This is a genomic window from Pelagibacterium sp., assembly GCF_035555455.1.
Taxonomy (GTDB): Bacteria; Pseudomonadota; Alphaproteobacteria; order Rhizobiales; family Devosiaceae; genus Pelagibacterium.
Map to the genome: position 1 here is coordinate 1 of NZ_DATMGM010000049.1, position 15383 is coordinate 15383.

At 62.5% G+C, this 15383-nt stretch carries 12 protein-coding genes and 1 pseudogene; 4 read left to right on the top strand and 9 right to left on the bottom strand.

Going from position 1 to position 15383, the window contains the following annotated elements; genetic code table 11:
* From VNS12_RS09910 to uraH, 5 genes are all read right to left on the bottom strand, one after another.
* The coding region (locus tag VNS12_RS09910) for a urate hydroxylase PuuD (protein ID WP_325487670.1) at positions 1-836 on the bottom strand (836 nt) is incomplete at its 3' end.
* A gap of 523 nt (positions 837-1359) precedes the next feature.
* Positions 1360-2184, bottom strand: a complete 825-nt coding sequence (gene xdhC, locus VNS12_RS09915) for a xanthine dehydrogenase accessory protein XdhC (RefSeq protein WP_325487671.1) — start codon at positions 2182-2184, stop codon at positions 1360-1362.
* Positions 2185-2374: 190 nt separating this feature from the next.
* Complete coding sequence (gene xdhB, locus VNS12_RS09920) at positions 2375-4711, bottom strand: xanthine dehydrogenase molybdopterin binding subunit (protein WP_325487672.1); 2337 nt, start codon at positions 4709-4711, stop codon at positions 2375-2377.
* Positions 4708-6195, bottom strand: a complete 1488-nt coding sequence (gene xdhA / locus VNS12_RS09925) for a xanthine dehydrogenase small subunit (RefSeq protein WP_325487673.1) — start codon at positions 6193-6195, stop codon at positions 4708-4710. Before xdhA ends, xdhB begins: the two co-directional genes overlap by 4 nt.
* A gap of 2 nt (positions 6196-6197) precedes the next feature.
* The gene (gene uraH / locus VNS12_RS09930; RefSeq protein WP_325487674.1) at positions 6198-6554 is read right to left on the bottom strand and encodes a hydroxyisourate hydrolase; all 357 of its coding nucleotides are present in this window, start codon (positions 6552-6554) and stop codon (positions 6198-6200) included.
* Between the two features lie 151 nt (positions 6555-6705).
* Here uraH and puuE point away from each other — a divergent pair, with 151 nt between their 5' ends.
* From puuE to VNS12_RS09945, 3 genes are all read left to right on the top strand, one after another.
* Complete coding sequence (gene puuE, locus VNS12_RS09935; RefSeq protein ID WP_325487675.1) at positions 6706-8121, top strand: allantoinase PuuE; 1416 nt, start codon at positions 6706-6708, stop codon at positions 8119-8121.
* 1026 nt (positions 8122-9147) lie between these two features.
* The gene (locus VNS12_RS09940; RefSeq protein ID WP_325487676.1) at positions 9148-9972 is read left to right on the top strand and encodes a bifunctional allantoicase/(S)-ureidoglycine aminohydrolase; all 825 of its coding nucleotides are present in this window, start codon (positions 9148-9150) and stop codon (positions 9970-9972) included.
* Positions 9969-10460, top strand: coding sequence for an ureidoglycolate lyase (locus tag VNS12_RS09945; RefSeq protein WP_325487677.1), 492 nt, complete (start codon positions 9969-9971; stop codon positions 10458-10460). Before VNS12_RS09940 ends, VNS12_RS09945 begins: the two co-directional genes overlap by 4 nt.
* Here VNS12_RS09945 and VNS12_RS09950 read toward each other — a convergent pair.
* Complete coding sequence (locus tag VNS12_RS09950; protein ID WP_325487678.1) at positions 10457-11245, bottom strand: molybdopterin-dependent oxidoreductase; 789 nt, start codon at positions 11243-11245, stop codon at positions 10457-10459. The two genes, VNS12_RS09945 and VNS12_RS09950, sit on opposite strands and share 4 nt — an antisense overlap.
* Positions 11242-12099: a cytochrome b/b6 domain-containing protein gene (locus VNS12_RS09955; RefSeq protein ID WP_325487679.1), complete on the bottom strand. Its 858-nt coding sequence runs from the start codon at positions 12097-12099 to the stop codon at positions 11242-11244. The genes VNS12_RS09950 and VNS12_RS09955 overlap by 4 nt, the downstream gene beginning before the upstream one ends.
* A 252-nt stretch (positions 12100-12351) precedes the next feature.
* On the opposite strand from VNS12_RS09955, the gene VNS12_RS09960 reads away from it, so the two are divergent.
* On the top strand, positions 12352-13968 hold the full coding sequence (locus tag VNS12_RS09960) for a bifunctional metallophosphatase/5'-nucleotidase (RefSeq protein WP_325487680.1): 1617 nt from the start codon (positions 12352-12354) through the stop codon (positions 13966-13968).
* 56 nt (positions 13969-14024) lie between these two features.
* Here the strand turns inward: VNS12_RS09960 and VNS12_RS09965 are convergent, their stop codons facing one another.
* Both VNS12_RS09965 and VNS12_RS09970 read right to left on the bottom strand, forming a co-directional pair.
* Positions 14025-15071 carry a Gfo/Idh/MocA family protein gene (locus tag VNS12_RS09965; protein WP_325487681.1) on the bottom strand — a complete coding sequence of 349 codons (1047 nt, stop codon included), beginning with the start codon at positions 15069-15071 and terminating at the stop codon, positions 14025-14027.
* Between the two features lie 37 nt (positions 15072-15108).
* A pseudogene (locus VNS12_RS09970) lies at positions 15109-15383 on the bottom strand (ThuA domain-containing protein); the annotation flags it as partial.

Sequence of the window (15383 nt, forward strand, 5' to 3'; positions counted from 1 at the left end):
CGCCCGGTCGCGTGCATGGTGTTGAAGAAATGCCTTATCAGCACCCCGATCAGAAAGATCAGCCCGGCGATGGCCCAGCTGTACTGGGTGGCAAACGCCAGCGGATAGTGACCCGACAGCATAAAGAACAGCACTGGCAGCGTCAGATAATTGTTGTGCACGCTGCGCTGCTTCGATTGCGCCCCCAACGCCGGATCGGGCGCCTCCCCCGCCTTCATCGCGGCGACGATCTTTTTCTGGTTGGGGATGATGATGAAAAACACGTTCGCCGACATGATGGTCGCGGTGAACGCCCCCATATGCAGGAACGCCGCCCGCCCGGTGAACACCTGATTATAGCCCCAGGCCATCACCAGCAGAATGGCGAACAGGATTACCATCAACCCGTTCTGGCTCTTGCCCAGCGGCGAGCGGCACAAGAGGTCATAGAGCACCCAGCCCAGCGCCAGCGACGCCAGCGAAATGGTGATCGCCATCGGCGCATCGACGTCGAACACGCTCCGGTCGATCAGATAGAGATCGGCCCCCGCGTAATAGACGATGATCAGCATGGCGAACCCGGTCAGCCAGGTCGAATAGCTCTCCCATTTGAACCAGACCAGATGCTCGGGCAGGTTCGGCGGGGCCACCATATATTTGTTGATGTGGTAAAACCCGCCCCCATGCACCTGCCATTCCTCGCCCAGCACCCCTTTGGGCAGGGTGTCGGTCTTGCGCAGCCCCAGATCGAGCGCGATGAAATAAAACGACGAGCCGATCCACGCGATCCCCACGATCACATGCGTCCAGCGCACCGCAAAAGCCATCCATTCCCAAAACAGCGTAAAGTCCGTCATCTATCCATCCGCCCTAGAAAAACCTGCACACCTAACCCACTCACGCCCCATCACCCCCGCTCACCCTACGCGCCACCCGTCATTCCCCACCTTGTCATCCCCCTCGCTCCCCCAACCCCCACCCTGTCATCCCGGACTTGATCCGGGATCCAGTACACTCAGCGCTCGCGTCTTCTCACCACCGCTCCGCCATACGCCCCATCCCGCCACCGCAATCCCCCATCACCCCATCTGCCGGTTACTGGATCCCGGGTCTTCGCCCGGGATGACATCGGAGCTGTGCCGCCACTTTCGGTCCCATCCAACGAACCTGCTTAGCCCCACGCAATCCTCTCCATCACCGGCCCCTTCCACCCACCAGCCCAGCCCCCAGTCTCCACCACCATCACACTCGCTCAACCACCCACCGCGGCGATCCACCTCGCTCCCCCAACTCCCACCCTGTCATCCCGGACTTGATCCGGGATCCAGTAACCGGCAGCGCTTCGGCCCTCCCCCCGCATCCGCCCCAACCGCAGCCCCCTCACACCGTCCCGTCCGCCCCCCAATCCGCTATCGCCCGTAGCAGCTCCGCCGCGGTCAGCGCCGCGATCACCTCGGGCCGTTTATCCCGCACCTCGGCCCCGCCCACCGGCAGCACCAGCCGACCGATCAGCGCCGGATCGTACCCCATGTCGCGCAGCCAGCTTTTAAACGTCGCCCGTTTGGTCTTCGAGCCGATCATGCCGACATAGGCGGCATCGTTCCGCGTCAGCGCCTCGGCGGCAATCAGAAAATCCAGCCCGTGATCATGGGTCATCACCACAAAGCTCGAACCCGGCGGGGCCTCGCGCACCAGCGCCTCGGCCACGGCAACATGCCGCGCTTCCACCCCCACCGGCACCCGCGCGATTTCCGCCGCCCGGTTATCCACCAGCAATCCCCGCACCGGCAACAACGCCAGCGCCTTGCCCAAAGCGTTGCCCACATGCCCCGCGCCGAACACATAGACATGTGGCCGCGCCCGATAGTCCGCCTCGACCTTTGCCCTTAGCCCGCGCGCCACATCGTCGTTGAGCGCGCGCATCCCGATGGCCACGCGTCCGCCGCAGCACTGGCCGATTTCCGGCCCCAGCGGAATATCCAGCGCCGCCGCCGCTTCCCCGCTTTCGAGCGCCTCACGTGCCCGCGCCATGGCCAGAAACTCAAGCTGCCCGCCGCCGATCGTGCCGATTTCAGCCTCCGGCGTCACCAGCATCCACGCTCCCACCTCACGCGGGGTCGAGCCCTTGGCTTCGGTCACCTCAACGAGAACCGCCTCAGGGTGTCGGTCAAGAAAATCGCGCAACTGAAGAGGGGTTACGCTCATGCGGGGTATCCCCCTGCCAACTCAGTTCCCCCCTCATCCCCGGCCCTTCTCTCACCAGGGCAGAAGGGGGCGTTTTGAGCAAGCGCTGGCGCCAAACTGCCCTTCTCCCCTGGTGGGAGAAGGTGATCGCGAAGCGGTCGGATGAGGGGGGCGCGGCCTATATGTATCCGCCGGCTTTGGTGATGGCCCCTCACACCGCAGCCGCCGCACGCTTGAGCCGTTCCATCGTCATCAGCACCCGCTCGGGCGTGGCCGGAGCGTCCATCCGCGGCGCAATGCGGTAATCGGCAACGCTGGCCACCGCCATCGACAGCGCTTCCAGCACCGACATCGCCAGCATGAATGGCGGCTCACCCACGGCCTTGGAGCGCCGGATCGTCGGTACCTTGCTCACCGACCAATCCGCCAGCCTAACGTTGAAAACCTTCGGCGCATCCGAAGCGAGCGGAATCTTGTAGGTCGAGGGCGCATGGGTGCGCAGCCGCCCCTTGTCGTCCCACCACAATTCCTCGGTGGTCAGCCAGCCCATCCCCTGCACGAACCCACCCTCGATCTGCCCGATATCGATGGCCGGATTGAGCGACTTTCCCACATCGTGCAGGATATCGGTCCGCTCGACCATGTATTCCCCGGTCAGCGTATCCACCAGCACCTGCGAACACGCCGCGCCATAGGCGAAGTAAAAGAATGGCTTGCCCTTGCCCGCCGCCCGGTCCCAGTGGATGCCCGGCGTCTTGTAGAACCCCGCTGCTGAAAGCTGCACCCGGCCCAGATACGCCATGTCGATGAAATCGGCCCATTGATGCCGCTGATTGCCCACCAGCACGCAATTGGGCTCAAAGCTCACCGCGTCCTCGGGCACGTCGAATTTTTCCATCGCGAACCGCACCAGCCGGTCCTTGATCTGCTCGGCGGCGTCAGCGGCAGCCATACCATTGAGGTCCGAGCCCGACGAAGCCGCCGTCGCCGAGGTGTTGGGCACCTTGCCGGTGGTGGTCGCCGTGATCCGCACCTTGTCGAGGTCGATCTGAAAGCTGTCGGCCAGCACCTGCGCCACCTTCACATACAGCCCCTGCCCCATTTCGGTGCCGCCGTGATTGAGATGCACCGAGCCGTCGCGATAGACATGCACCAGCGCCCCCGCCTGGTTGAAGGCGGTGAGGGTAAAGCTGATCCCGAATTTCACGGGCGTCAGCGCAATGCCCCGCTTGAGCACCCCCGGCTCGCGGTTAAAGGCAATGATCTCCTCGCGCCGCTGGCGATACTCGCTCGATTCCTCAAGCTCGTTGACCAGCCGCGCGATGATGTTGTCCTCCACCGTCTGGTGGTAGGGCGTCACGTTGCGGTCGGTTTCGCCGTAAAAATTGGCCTTACGGATATCAAGCGGGTCCTTGCCCAGCGCATAGGCAATGTCCTCGATCCAGCGCTCGCATCCCACCATGCCCTGCGGCCCGCCAAACCCGCGAAACGCGGTGTTGGAGACGGTGTTGGTCTTCAGCGGCTGCGAAACCAGCCGCACATTGGGATAATAATAGGCGTTGTCCGCATGAAACAGCGCGCGGTCGGTCACCGGACCGGACAGATCGGCGGAAAATCCGCACCGCGCTGCAAACACCGCATCGACGGCTTCGATCCGGCCCTCATCGTCAAACCCCACCTCGTAATCGACGCGGAAATCGTGACGCTTGCCGGTCATTACCATGTCGTCGTCGCGGTCGGGCCGCAGTTTCACCGCCCGCCCGTAGCGCTTGGCAGCAACAGCAGCCACCACGGCAAACAGATTGCCCTGGGTTTCCTTGCCGCCGAATCCGCCCCCCATGCGGCGCACGACGATATTGACCGCGTTCGAGGGCACCCCCAGCACATGCCCCACCATATGCTGCACCTCGCTCGGGTGCTGGGTGGAGGAATGAACGGTCACCTCGTCATCTTCACCCGGAATGGCCATGGCGATCTGGCCTTCGAGATAGAAATGCTCCTGCCCGCCCATGTCCATCGAGCCCGAAATCCGGTGCCGCGCCCCGGCCAGTCCCGCCGCCACGTCGCCGCGTTCCAGCTTCATCGGGTCGGTCACCACAGTGCCGCCCGCCTCCCGTGCCGCCCCGATATCGAGCATGGCAGGCAGTGGTCCATATTCGACCTTGGCCAAGGCCGCCGCCCGGCGCGCCGCCTCGCGACTGGTCGCGATTACGGCAAAAATCTGCTGGCCATGAAACTCGACGATGCCATCGGCAAACACCGGCTCATCATGCTTTCCGGGCTGGGAAATGTCGTTGCTGGCCGGAATGTCCCGCGCCGTCAGAACGCCCACCACCCCCGGCGCAGCCTTCACCGCATCGAGGTCGAGCGAAACGATGGTGCCATGCGCCACCGTCGACAGGCCCAGATACGCATGCAGCGCTCCCGCCGGCTCGGGCATGTCGTCGATATATTCCGCCGTGCCCGACACGTGCTTATGTGCGGAATCGTGCTTTTGCGAGACGTGAACCCCGCCGCGAATGGCGGGCCGTGCATCGAGTGCCGTCATTGCAACCCCTCCGGCATTGCGCTGCCCCGAGCCTCCTCATGGCGCACGATCCTAGCCCGCTCCCCGCCACTTTCGCGATACACCCGCATCAGCAGGTTTTTCGCCGCCAGCATCCGGTATTGCGCACTGGCGCGCCAATCGCTGAGCGGCGCGTAATCCTCCTCAAACCGCTCCATCGCCGCTTCGACCGTCTCCATCGTCCATGGCTGGCCGATCAGCGCCGCCTCCACCGCCCGCGCCCGCTTCGGCGTCGCCGCCATCCCGCCATAGGCGATCCGCGCATCGGTCACCGTGCCACCGTCGAGCGAAATGCAAAATGCCCCGAGCGTTGCGGTAATATCCTCGTCGCGCCGCTTGGTGACCTTGTGAATGGCGAAAATATCGTTCTTCCCCGGCACGGGCACCGAAATCGCTTCCACAAACTCCCCCTTGGCCCGGTCCTGCTTTCCGTAGTCGATGAAGTAATCCTCCAGCTGCACCACCCGCCGCGCGCTGCCCTTGCGCAACGTGATACTGGCCCCCAGCGCAATCAGCGGCGGCGGCGTATCGCCGATCGGCGAGCCATTGGCGATGTTGCCGCCAATCGTGCCCATATTGCGCACCTGCTCGCCCCCGATCCTGTCGATCAGTTCTCCCATCGGCGGGATATGCTCGGCCATCGTGGCAAAGGCGCGCGAATAGCTCACCCCCGCCCCGATCTCGATCCGCCCGTCCGCCACCGTGATGTCGCGCATCAAATGCCCGATGGTGACCACCGGCGCGATCTCGCGCATGAACTTGGTCACCCACAGCCCCACATCGGTGGCCCCGGCGATCACAGTCGCCTCGGGCCGTTCGTCGAGCACCGCCGCCAGATCGTCCACATCGGCGGGGATGATCGTTTCCCCACGCGCCCCCCGCACCACCACCCGGCGGCCATCCCCCAGCGCCGCAAGCTTGGCCAGAATCTCCGCCCGCTCGGTGTTGAGCGCATCGTCGATCACATCGCCATAGTCGGTCACCGCCTGCGCGGCGCGAATGATCGGCGCATAGCCGGTGCACCGGCACAGATTGCCCTGCAACGCTTTTTCCACCGCTGGAACGCTCGGCGACGGCTGCGCCAGCCACAGCGCATAAAGGCTCATCACGAACCCCGGCGTACAAAATCCGCACTGGCTCCCGTGGTAGTCCACCATGGCCTGCTGCACCGGATGCAGCCCGCCGTCCTTCCCCTTAAGGTGCTCTACGGTCACCACATAGGTACCATCGAGCATCGCCGGCATGATGATGCAGGCATTTGCCGTGCGAATGTCCAGATTTTCATCCATTTTCCGGGCAACAATCACCGAGCATGCGCCGCAATCGCCCTCGGCGCACCCCTCTTTGGTGCCTGTTAGGCTCCGGTCGATGCGGAGGAAATCGAGCAGGGTGCGGTCGGGCTCCACATCGCTCAATTCCACAAGATTATCGTTGAGATAGAAGCGGATAGCGTTGCGGGGTTCCAATTTCAGCTCCCCCGATAGGTAGAATAGCCATAAGGGGACACCAGCAAGGGCACGTGATAGTGCTCTGCGGGCGCTGCAATCTGGAACCGCACCGGAACCACATCGAGGAAATCAGTCTTCAACCCGTTGAAAGTGCTGAAATATTCTCCGACATGAAACACCAGTTCATAGCTGCCCGCCGCCATCGCGTCCCCCTCCAGCATCGGCGCGTCGCACCGCCCGTCGGCATTGGTCACGACGCGTTTGATCAGGGAGGTTTCCCCTCCCGAAACGCGGAACAGCTCGATAGGCATTCCCCCCGCCGGCTTGCCATGTGCGGTATCGAGCACATGTGTCGTCAGCCGCCCAATCTCGTTCATGCTTCCTCCCAGTCGCAATCAGATATCGTGTAACTATCGGCCCAAACTCCGCCCCGCGAAAGGGGGAAGGACAAAAATTTTTACCACATGGTCCAAATTTTTGTGTCTATGCTATCTCCCCGTGATTGATGCACTTTTCTGGAGCCTTGCCATGCGTTATCCCCGCAATCTCGCCGGTTACGGTCCCAATCCGCCCCATGCCGATTGGCCCGGCGGTGCCCATGTGGCGGTCCAGTTCGTGCTCAATTACGAAGAGGGCGGCGAAAACAGCGTCCTGCATGGTGACGCCGCCTCCGAGGCTTTTCTCGCCGATGTCGTCGGCGCGTCCCCCTGGCCCGGCGCCCGCCACTGGAACATGGAATCCATGTATGAATACGGCGCGCGCGCTGGCTTCTGGCGCCTGCATCGGCTGTTTACCGAACGGGAACTCCCCCTGACGGTTTATGGCGTCGCCACCGCCCTCATGCGCGCCCCGCAACAGGTCGAAGCCATGCTCTCCGCTGGCTGGGAAATCGCTTCCCATGGGCTGAAATGGGTCGAGCACAAGGACATGCCGCGCGACGAGGAAGCCGCCCAGATTGCCGAAGCGATCCGCCTGCACACCATCGCCACCGGCTCCCGCCCGCGCGGCTGGTACACCGGTCGCTGCTCGGTCAACACTGTCGACCTCGTCTCTGAAGTTGGCGATCTTGCCTATGTTTCAGACACATACGATGACGACCTGCCCCATTGGCGCGTACATGGCGCCCAGCCGCAACTCGTCATCCCCTATACGCTGTCGAACAACGACATGCGCTTCGTCACCCCGTCCGGCTTTGCCAATGGCGAGGATTTCTTCATCGCCCTCAAAGACAGTTTCGATTGCCTCTATCGCGAAGGCCAGGAGGGCAATCCCAAGATGATGAGCGTGGGCCTGCATTGCCGCCTTGTCGGCCAGCCCGGCCGCGTCGAGGGTCTGCGGCGTTTCCTTGATTACATTGCCGGTTTTGAAAAGGTCTGGGTGCCCCGCCGCATCGACATCGCCCGCCATTGGGCCGAACGCCACCCCTACGCCCCGCCCAAACTGGCCCCGTCCCTGATGGACGTCGAGCAGTTCATGGCGGTCTTTGGCGGCATTTACGAGCATTCACCTTTCATCGCCCAGCGCGCCTTCGACGCTGAACTGGGCCCCACCCACGACAGCGCCTTCGGCATCCATTTCGCCTTGCGCAACCAGTTCCGCCTGGCCAGCGACGACGAGCGCCTCGGCGTCCTCCGCGCCCACCCCGATCTCGCCGGCAAACTCGCCGCCGCCCGCCGGCTCACCGCCGATTCCACCGCCGAACAGGCCTCCGCCGGTCTCGATGCCCTCACCGACAAGGAGCGCGCCACCTTCACCGATCTCAACACCCGCTACGTGAAAAAGTTCGGTTTCCCCTTCATCATCGCTGTGCGCGACAACACCAAATCCTCTATCCTCACCGCCTTCACGCAGCGCATCGACAACGACCGCCCCACCGAATTCGCCACCGCCTGCGCCCAGGTCGAACGCATCGCCCAACTCCGCCTCGAAGCCCTCTTCACCTAGCGCAGCTCCTGTTTTGATGGTATCAAAACAGGAGCTCTAAGTCTTTGATTTATCGCGTTTCTGAACCGTAAAGTGGTGTCCATTTTTGCTGGAAACGCTCTAGCGCCAACCGCCCGCCCCCTCCATCCCCACGCCGCCCCATCCCCACCGCTGCCGCACTTCCCTTCTCCCCTTGAGGGAGAAGGTGGATCGCCCGCAGGGCGAGACGGATGAGGGGTGCGCTGAGCATCCTCGCTCACCGCCGCGCGCGCTGAACTTCAGCGCACCTCGCGGCGCCTGCGCTCTTTCCTCACCCCTGGCGCATACTGGATCCCGGGTCTTCGCCCGGGATGACACGCTGGTGATTGGCTCAGGCTGCAGATCGAGCCTCAACTGTTCAGGACTCAAACTCGGCGTTCCGCCAGCCCCCTTCTCCCCTCGTGGGAGAAGGTGCCCCGAAGGGGCGGATGAGGGGGCGCTGAGTCTCCAACCTCAACCCAAGGCAAAGCCTGACACACTACACTTCCCCACGCCGCGTCATCCCGGACCTGATCCGGGATCCAGTAACCGGCAGCGCCAGCAACTCCATCCTCACGGCTCCCACCCCTCCACTTATCCCCGCACCCAAAATCTCCCCCATACTCTCCTCACGACCCCGCTTACATGGACGCAAGCGCAACGAACGTTTGGGCAGGGTCGGTTCGGGTTCGTTGGCGGTCGCGTCAGCGAAGGCAGAAACGTTCCGAGTGCCAGCCCACGGCACGGCCGCGGGTGAACCGGGGAAACCCGGCGGGGATTGGCCCCAGCCTCAGTGGACGACCAGGCCCAAAACCCCGGACGCGTGGGGCGATGATCGCTTCATACTAAACAAAATCGTGCGGAGCGTTCATCGCCCCATGCCGTTCATTCCAGCATCGCCCGGGGCTTTCCAGCCTGCGGGAAAATTGGCGTGCCCGCACGCACGTCCGCCAAGCGCCCATGTCCTCTCCCGCAATTGTGCGCTATCAACAACACAAGAGGTCAAAGAACCAACAGGGAGCAGACACGATGCAAAACCCCTACGCGCTGCCCAGCGACGGTCATCCGCCCCAGACGCAATTGCTCACCGATAGAGCGGTGTTCACCGAAGCCTATGCGGTAATCCCCCGGGGCGTGATGCGCGATATCGTCACCAGCAACCTGCCGTTCTGGTCTGAAACCCGCCTCTGGGTGCTGTCGCGACCGCTATCGGGTTTTGCCGAAACCTTCTCCCAATACATCATGGAAGTCGCACCCGGTGGCGGCAGCGACCGGCCCGAACCCGACCCGCAAGCCCAGGGCGTGCTGTTTGTCGTCTCTGGCCAAGTGGCCCTTACCCTTGAGGGGACCGACCACACCCTCGCGCCCGGCGGCTATGCCTATATCCCCCCCTCGGCCTCCTGGAGCGTCAAGAACACGGGCTCTGTCCCCGCCCGCTTTCACTGGATTCGCAAGCGGTACGAAGCCGTCGAGGGCATCGAGACGCCCTCGGCCTTCGTCACCTCGGAAACCGACATCGCGCCTTACCCCATGGCCGGAACCGACGGGAAATGGGCAACCACCCGCTTTGTCGATCCATCCGATGTGCGCCACGACATGCACGTCAACATCGTTACCTTCGAGCCGGGCGCCGTCATCCCGTTTGCCGAAACCCACGTGATGGAACACGGCCTGTACGTCCTCGAAGGCAAGGCCGTTTATCGGCTCAATCGCGACTGGGTCGAGGTCGAGGCGGGCGATTACATGTGGCTGCGCGCCTTCTGCCCCCAAGCCTGCTACGCGGGCGGGCCGGGCAAGTTCCGCTACCTGCTCTACAAGGACGTCAACCGCCATATGAAGCTGGGCCGCCCATGAGCCGCACCCTTTCGATACTGCCCCTGACCAAAGAGGCCTTCGCGCCGTTTGGCGAGGTTTTGACCACCGAGGGCGCCCATCATTACCCCATCAATAACGGGATGACCGAGCGCTATCACGACCTCGCCGCCATCGAAATCGGTGGCGAAAACGGGCGACCGCTGATCTCGATCTTTCGCGGCCAGCCCTATGCGCTGCCACTCACCCTCACCATGGTCGAGCGCCATCCCCTCGGCAGTCAGGCGTTCATGCCGCTGCACCAGCGGCCCTTTCTGGTGATCGTTGCGCCCGACATCGGCGACAGGCCCGGCACCCCGCTGGCGTTCCGCACCCAGCCGGGGATCGGCGTCAGTTTCCGGCGCAATGTCTGGCACGGCGTGCTCACCGCACTGGACGCGGAGGGCGATTTTCTGGTCGTGGATCGCGGCGGCGATGGCAACAATCTGGAGGAGTATTTTTTCGACGAGCCCTATACGGTCAGCGCCTAAACCCCGGCATACCAGTCATAGCCATAATCCTCCCAAAACCCGCCCTTGCCTCCGTGGATTTGGGAGAAGCTCTCGACCAGTTCGATGCGCTTGACGTATTTGGCCATTTTGTAGCCGAGCTGGCGCTCCACCCGCAGCCGCAGCGGTGCCCCATTTGCGACGGGCAGGTCCGCCCCGTTCATGCCATAGGCAAGGATCGTCTGGGGGTGGCGCGCATCGATCATGTCGATGCTTTCATAATACGGTGCGCCGCCCGGCACATCGCCATAGATGTCGTAGCAATAGAACACGCAATAGCGGGCGTTCGCGCGCGGTTTTACCTCATCGAGCAGGGCCGACAGAGGCACGCCGGTCCATTTGGCGATGCAGCTCCACCCCTCCACGCAGTCGTGCCGCGTGATCTGGGTGCGCGCCGGCATATTGCGCAAATCAAAAAGCGAATAGCTTTGCGGCGCATCCACCAGCCCGTCGATCGCCAGCCGGTACAACGAGAAATTGCTCTGCCTCACCATCAGATATTCGAGGCTGTTTGGGTTGGTCGATCCATTGGGCCGCATGCCCTGACGGATTTCGCTCTCGGAAAACTCCCGGGCCAGCGCCTCCCGGTCCGCCAGCGTCCGCTGCGCTGCCAGCGTCAGCCCATTGGCCGAAGCCATCGCCTCGCGCACCGGATGCCCGGGCCGCAACACCGCGTCGATCCGATCGCACCCCACGAGGGTCGTCGCGGCGACACCCGCGGCCGATGCGGTCAGGAACCGCCTCCGGTTTATCCTCAATCCGCTCATGGCCGCTCCTCCTCTTCCGCATCGATCCGATACCGCCCGGTGATCATCGAGCGCATGGCGTTGATCGGCCCCGACAGGATCACCATCGCCACATGAATGACGAAGAACAGCACCAGCAACACCATAACGACAAAATGGATGGTCCGCGCGGTCTGCCGTCCGCCAAAGATATCCACCAGCCACGGCCAGGCCGCATTCATCCCCGGAGACATGGTCAGCCCGGTCAGAATGATCAGCGGAAACAGCACCAGCAAAACCACAAAATAACTCAGCTTCTGCAAGGGCCCATACCGCCGCCCACGCACAAACCGGAACCGCGCATGACGGACGACATCGCCGGGAACCCCGCGCAAATCGGCCCGGCCCGGCACGATATCGCGCCGCAAATGCCCGTTGACCAGGCTGGCCAAAGCCCACACCGCCAAGGTCCCAACCAGCACCCAGGCAAAAAAGAAGTGCACGACCCGCCCCGTCGCCAGGTCCTGATAGGTCGGGATGGTCAGCCATTGCGGAAACCCACGCACCTGCTCGCGCCCTTCCGGTCCGGAATAACCCAGAAAGCCCGTGGTCTCGAACTTGTTGCCAAAGATCGTCGTGAACCCGCCAATCGATCCGTCCGGCATCCGCTCGGCGTGGATCGAAAACACCGAGTTGGAGAACTCGAACCCGGACTGTTCGCCGACATAGAGGCTGGGGTGGGCATTGAAGATCTGCAAACCGGTGAACAGCAGGAAAAACAGGCACAGCACCCACAGCCAATGGGTCAGCCGCGTCCAGATTGATTGCCGCCTGACAAGGTTCCCCTTCGGGCGCTTATCCCCCTCCCCCTGTGGCTGCACTATGATCCTGGTCATGCTGATCAGTCTCTCCTCATTGTGCTCATCATATGCCGCCCCCGCCTCATGCGACAGCGTCCCGCGCTCACTTTCGGGTCACAGCCTCGCGAAGCGGTCCGGCATAATTGACCACCCGGTCAAAATCTTGCTTTCCAGCGTTGATCAAACGTGTTTGACTTTGCCTCCCATGCCTCGTGGCACTGTAATCTCTCCGTCGCAAGGGCATGAGATGGAAGCGGTCAACGCTTTTCAATGAGAGGGAACAAGGGAATGAAACATCTGCTGCTTGGCGCCTCGGCGCTGGCATTGGCTCTGGGGCTCGGCGCCCCGGCCCATGCGCAGGACGGGGACTTCACGCTCAATATCCTGCACATCAACGACTTCCATTCACGCTTTGATCCAATCACCGGGAGCAACTCTGATTGCAGCGTCGAAAGTGACGCCGCCGGTGAGTGCTTTGGCGGCATTGCCCGGCTCAAGACCATCATCGACGACACGCGGAACGGGCTTGAGGACGAGGGCGAAAACGTGCTGCTGCTGTCCGCTGGCGACAACTTCCAGGGATCGATCTACTACACGACCTACAAGTCAAAAGTCGTCGCGGATTTCTTCAATCAGATGGGCTTTGATGTGGTCGCCACCGGCAACCACGAATTCGATGACGGCCCCGAAGAGTTCGCTGCGTTCATAGATGCCGCCGAATTCCCCATCGTCGGTGGCAATTTTGATGTCAGCCGCTCCGATGACCTGCGCGGCAAGATCAAGGGATCGATCGTCGTCGAAGTCGGAGGCGAGCGCATCGGCATTATCGGGGCGACCACCGAAGACACACCCGAGATCGCATCGGTTGGCGATGTGGAATTTTTCGACGTGGTGCAGTATGTCCGTGGCGCATCCGAAGCCCTTGACGCTGCGGGCATCGACAAGATCATTCTCCTCAGCCACATCGGCTATAACGAAGACATGGAGGTCGCCGCCGCCCTGCCGCTGGTCGACGTGATCGTCGGTGGCCACTCCCACAGCCTGCTGTCCAATACCGATGCCGCCGCTGTCGGGCCCTATCCCACCATGGTGACCAACCCTGCGGGCCAGGAAGTGCCGGTGGTCCAGGCCAATCAGTACGGCAAGTATCTGGGCATTATCTCTGTGACATGGGACGCCGATGGCAATGTCATTTCGGCGGAAGGCGACCCTTATCTCATCGATGCCTCGGTCGATCCCAATGACGGCTTCGTCGCCCAGCTTGCCGATCTGGCAGGGCCGATCGATGCGGTCATGAGCGAAGTTATCGGCACAAGCACGGATGTCATCGAGGGATCGCGGGAAATCTGCCGCGCCATGGAATGCTCGATGGGCAACCTGGTCGCCGACGCGATGCTCGACCGCGTGGCGTCACAGGGCGCCAGCATTGCCTTTGCCAACAGTGGCGGCCTGCGGGCATCGATCGATGCCGGCGAGATCACCATGGGCGAAGTCATTACGGTGCTGCCGTTCTCCAACACTCTGGCCACCGTCGATCTGTCGGGAGCCGACGTCATCGAAGCCCTTGAAAACGGGGTCAGCGATGTTGAAAACGGAGCCGGTCGCTTCCCGCAGGTCGCGGGGATGAAGTACACCTTCACCCTGGCCGAGCCCGTTGGCAGCCGCATCTTGGAAGTGTTGGTGCGTGACGGCGACGACTGGGTGCCGATCGATGAGGACGCCACCTACACCATCGTCACCAATGACTTCAACCGCGCCGGCGGCGATGGTTACACCACGTTTGCCGATGGCGACAATCCGTATGATTTCGGTCCCCCGCTTGAGCAGGTTCTGGCCGATTACATCGCCGGTCTGGGCGGCGTTTATACGCCTTACACCGATGGTCGGATTACGGAAATCAAGTAGCCGGCAACAGGCAGGATAAACGAACGCCCCGGCCTGAGCGCCGGGGCGTTTGCCATTCAGATCACCGCAACTTCGCGACGTTCGGCATCCGACACAAAGCCAAGATCGAGCACTTTTTGCAGGTCAGCCGCATAACGGAAACTCGGATCGCCGTTGATTCCGGTCCGCACCGCGTCGGCAAACCGGTGATAATTGGTCGGCACCGCCTCTACCTGCACCGGCTTCCATTGGGCCAGCTCAACATCATCACCCGCGCAGATCTGCAAGGACGATCCATCCAGCCCGTGCTGGACTTCGAGCCCGCCCTTCTCGCCATAGGCGCGAAGCCGCAGCGTATTGAGATAACCCGACGCCCAGCGCGTTGCGTGCATCACCCCCAGCGCGCCACAGCCAAACTCGATATTCATCGCAAAGCTGTCATTGGCATCGAGCACATAGTCCCCGACTCGGCCATCAGGAGCCTTGTCGAACGCCTTGAGACGGCAGAACAGGTTTTCAACCGGCGAGTTGATGCCATAGGCAGCAAAATCGAGAATGTGGATACCGATATCGCCAAGGGTCCCGTTCGACCCGTGCCCCTTCGACAATCGCCACAGCCAGGTAGGCTCTACCCGCCAGTCGCCCCACGCCTTGGCGACCAGCCAGCTTTGCAGATAGCTCGCCTCCACATGCTTGATCGCCCCGATGGTGCCCGCATCCACCAACTCCCGGAATTTCTGCAATTCGGCAACGTTGCGATAGGTCAGATTGACCATATTGATCACGCCTGCCCGCTCGGCGGCCTCGGCCATTTCGATCGCGTCGTCGTAATGGGTGGCCAGCGGCTTTTCACAAAACACATGCTTGCCTGCCGCAATCGCCTGCATGCTGGTCGGGTGGTGGAAGCGGTCCGGGGTCACATTGGTAACCGCATCGAACTCGCCCCAATCAAGCGCTTCGTCAAGCGAGCCGAAGGTGCGCGGAATGTCGTAGCTGGCGGCGAACGTCGCCGCCCGGTCAACTTCGACATCGATGGCCGCCACGATTTCCACACCGTCGATGGCGGCAAATTGGGCGGCATGACCGGCGGCCATGTTGCCGGTCCCGAGGATCACAAGACGCATAGGGCGCTCCCGCGATTTGGAGTGAACAACACAGTTATTATCGGAAACCTTCCTCGCCCGGCTTGTGCAGCTTGCCGCCCCGCTCCTCGATCGGCTCAAGCGCCTTGTCGACCGGAACGTTGGGTGCATCATGCACCGCACTGTAGCGCCCCTGCGGGTTGTAGGCCCAATGCACTGCATTGCGCAGCACCTTGCCCACGGTGGCATCATGATAGGTCGGATAGGTTTCGTGACCGGGGCGAAAATAGAAGATGTTCCCGGCACCCCGGCGATAGGTCAGGCCCGAGCGAAAGACCTCGCCCCCCTGGAACC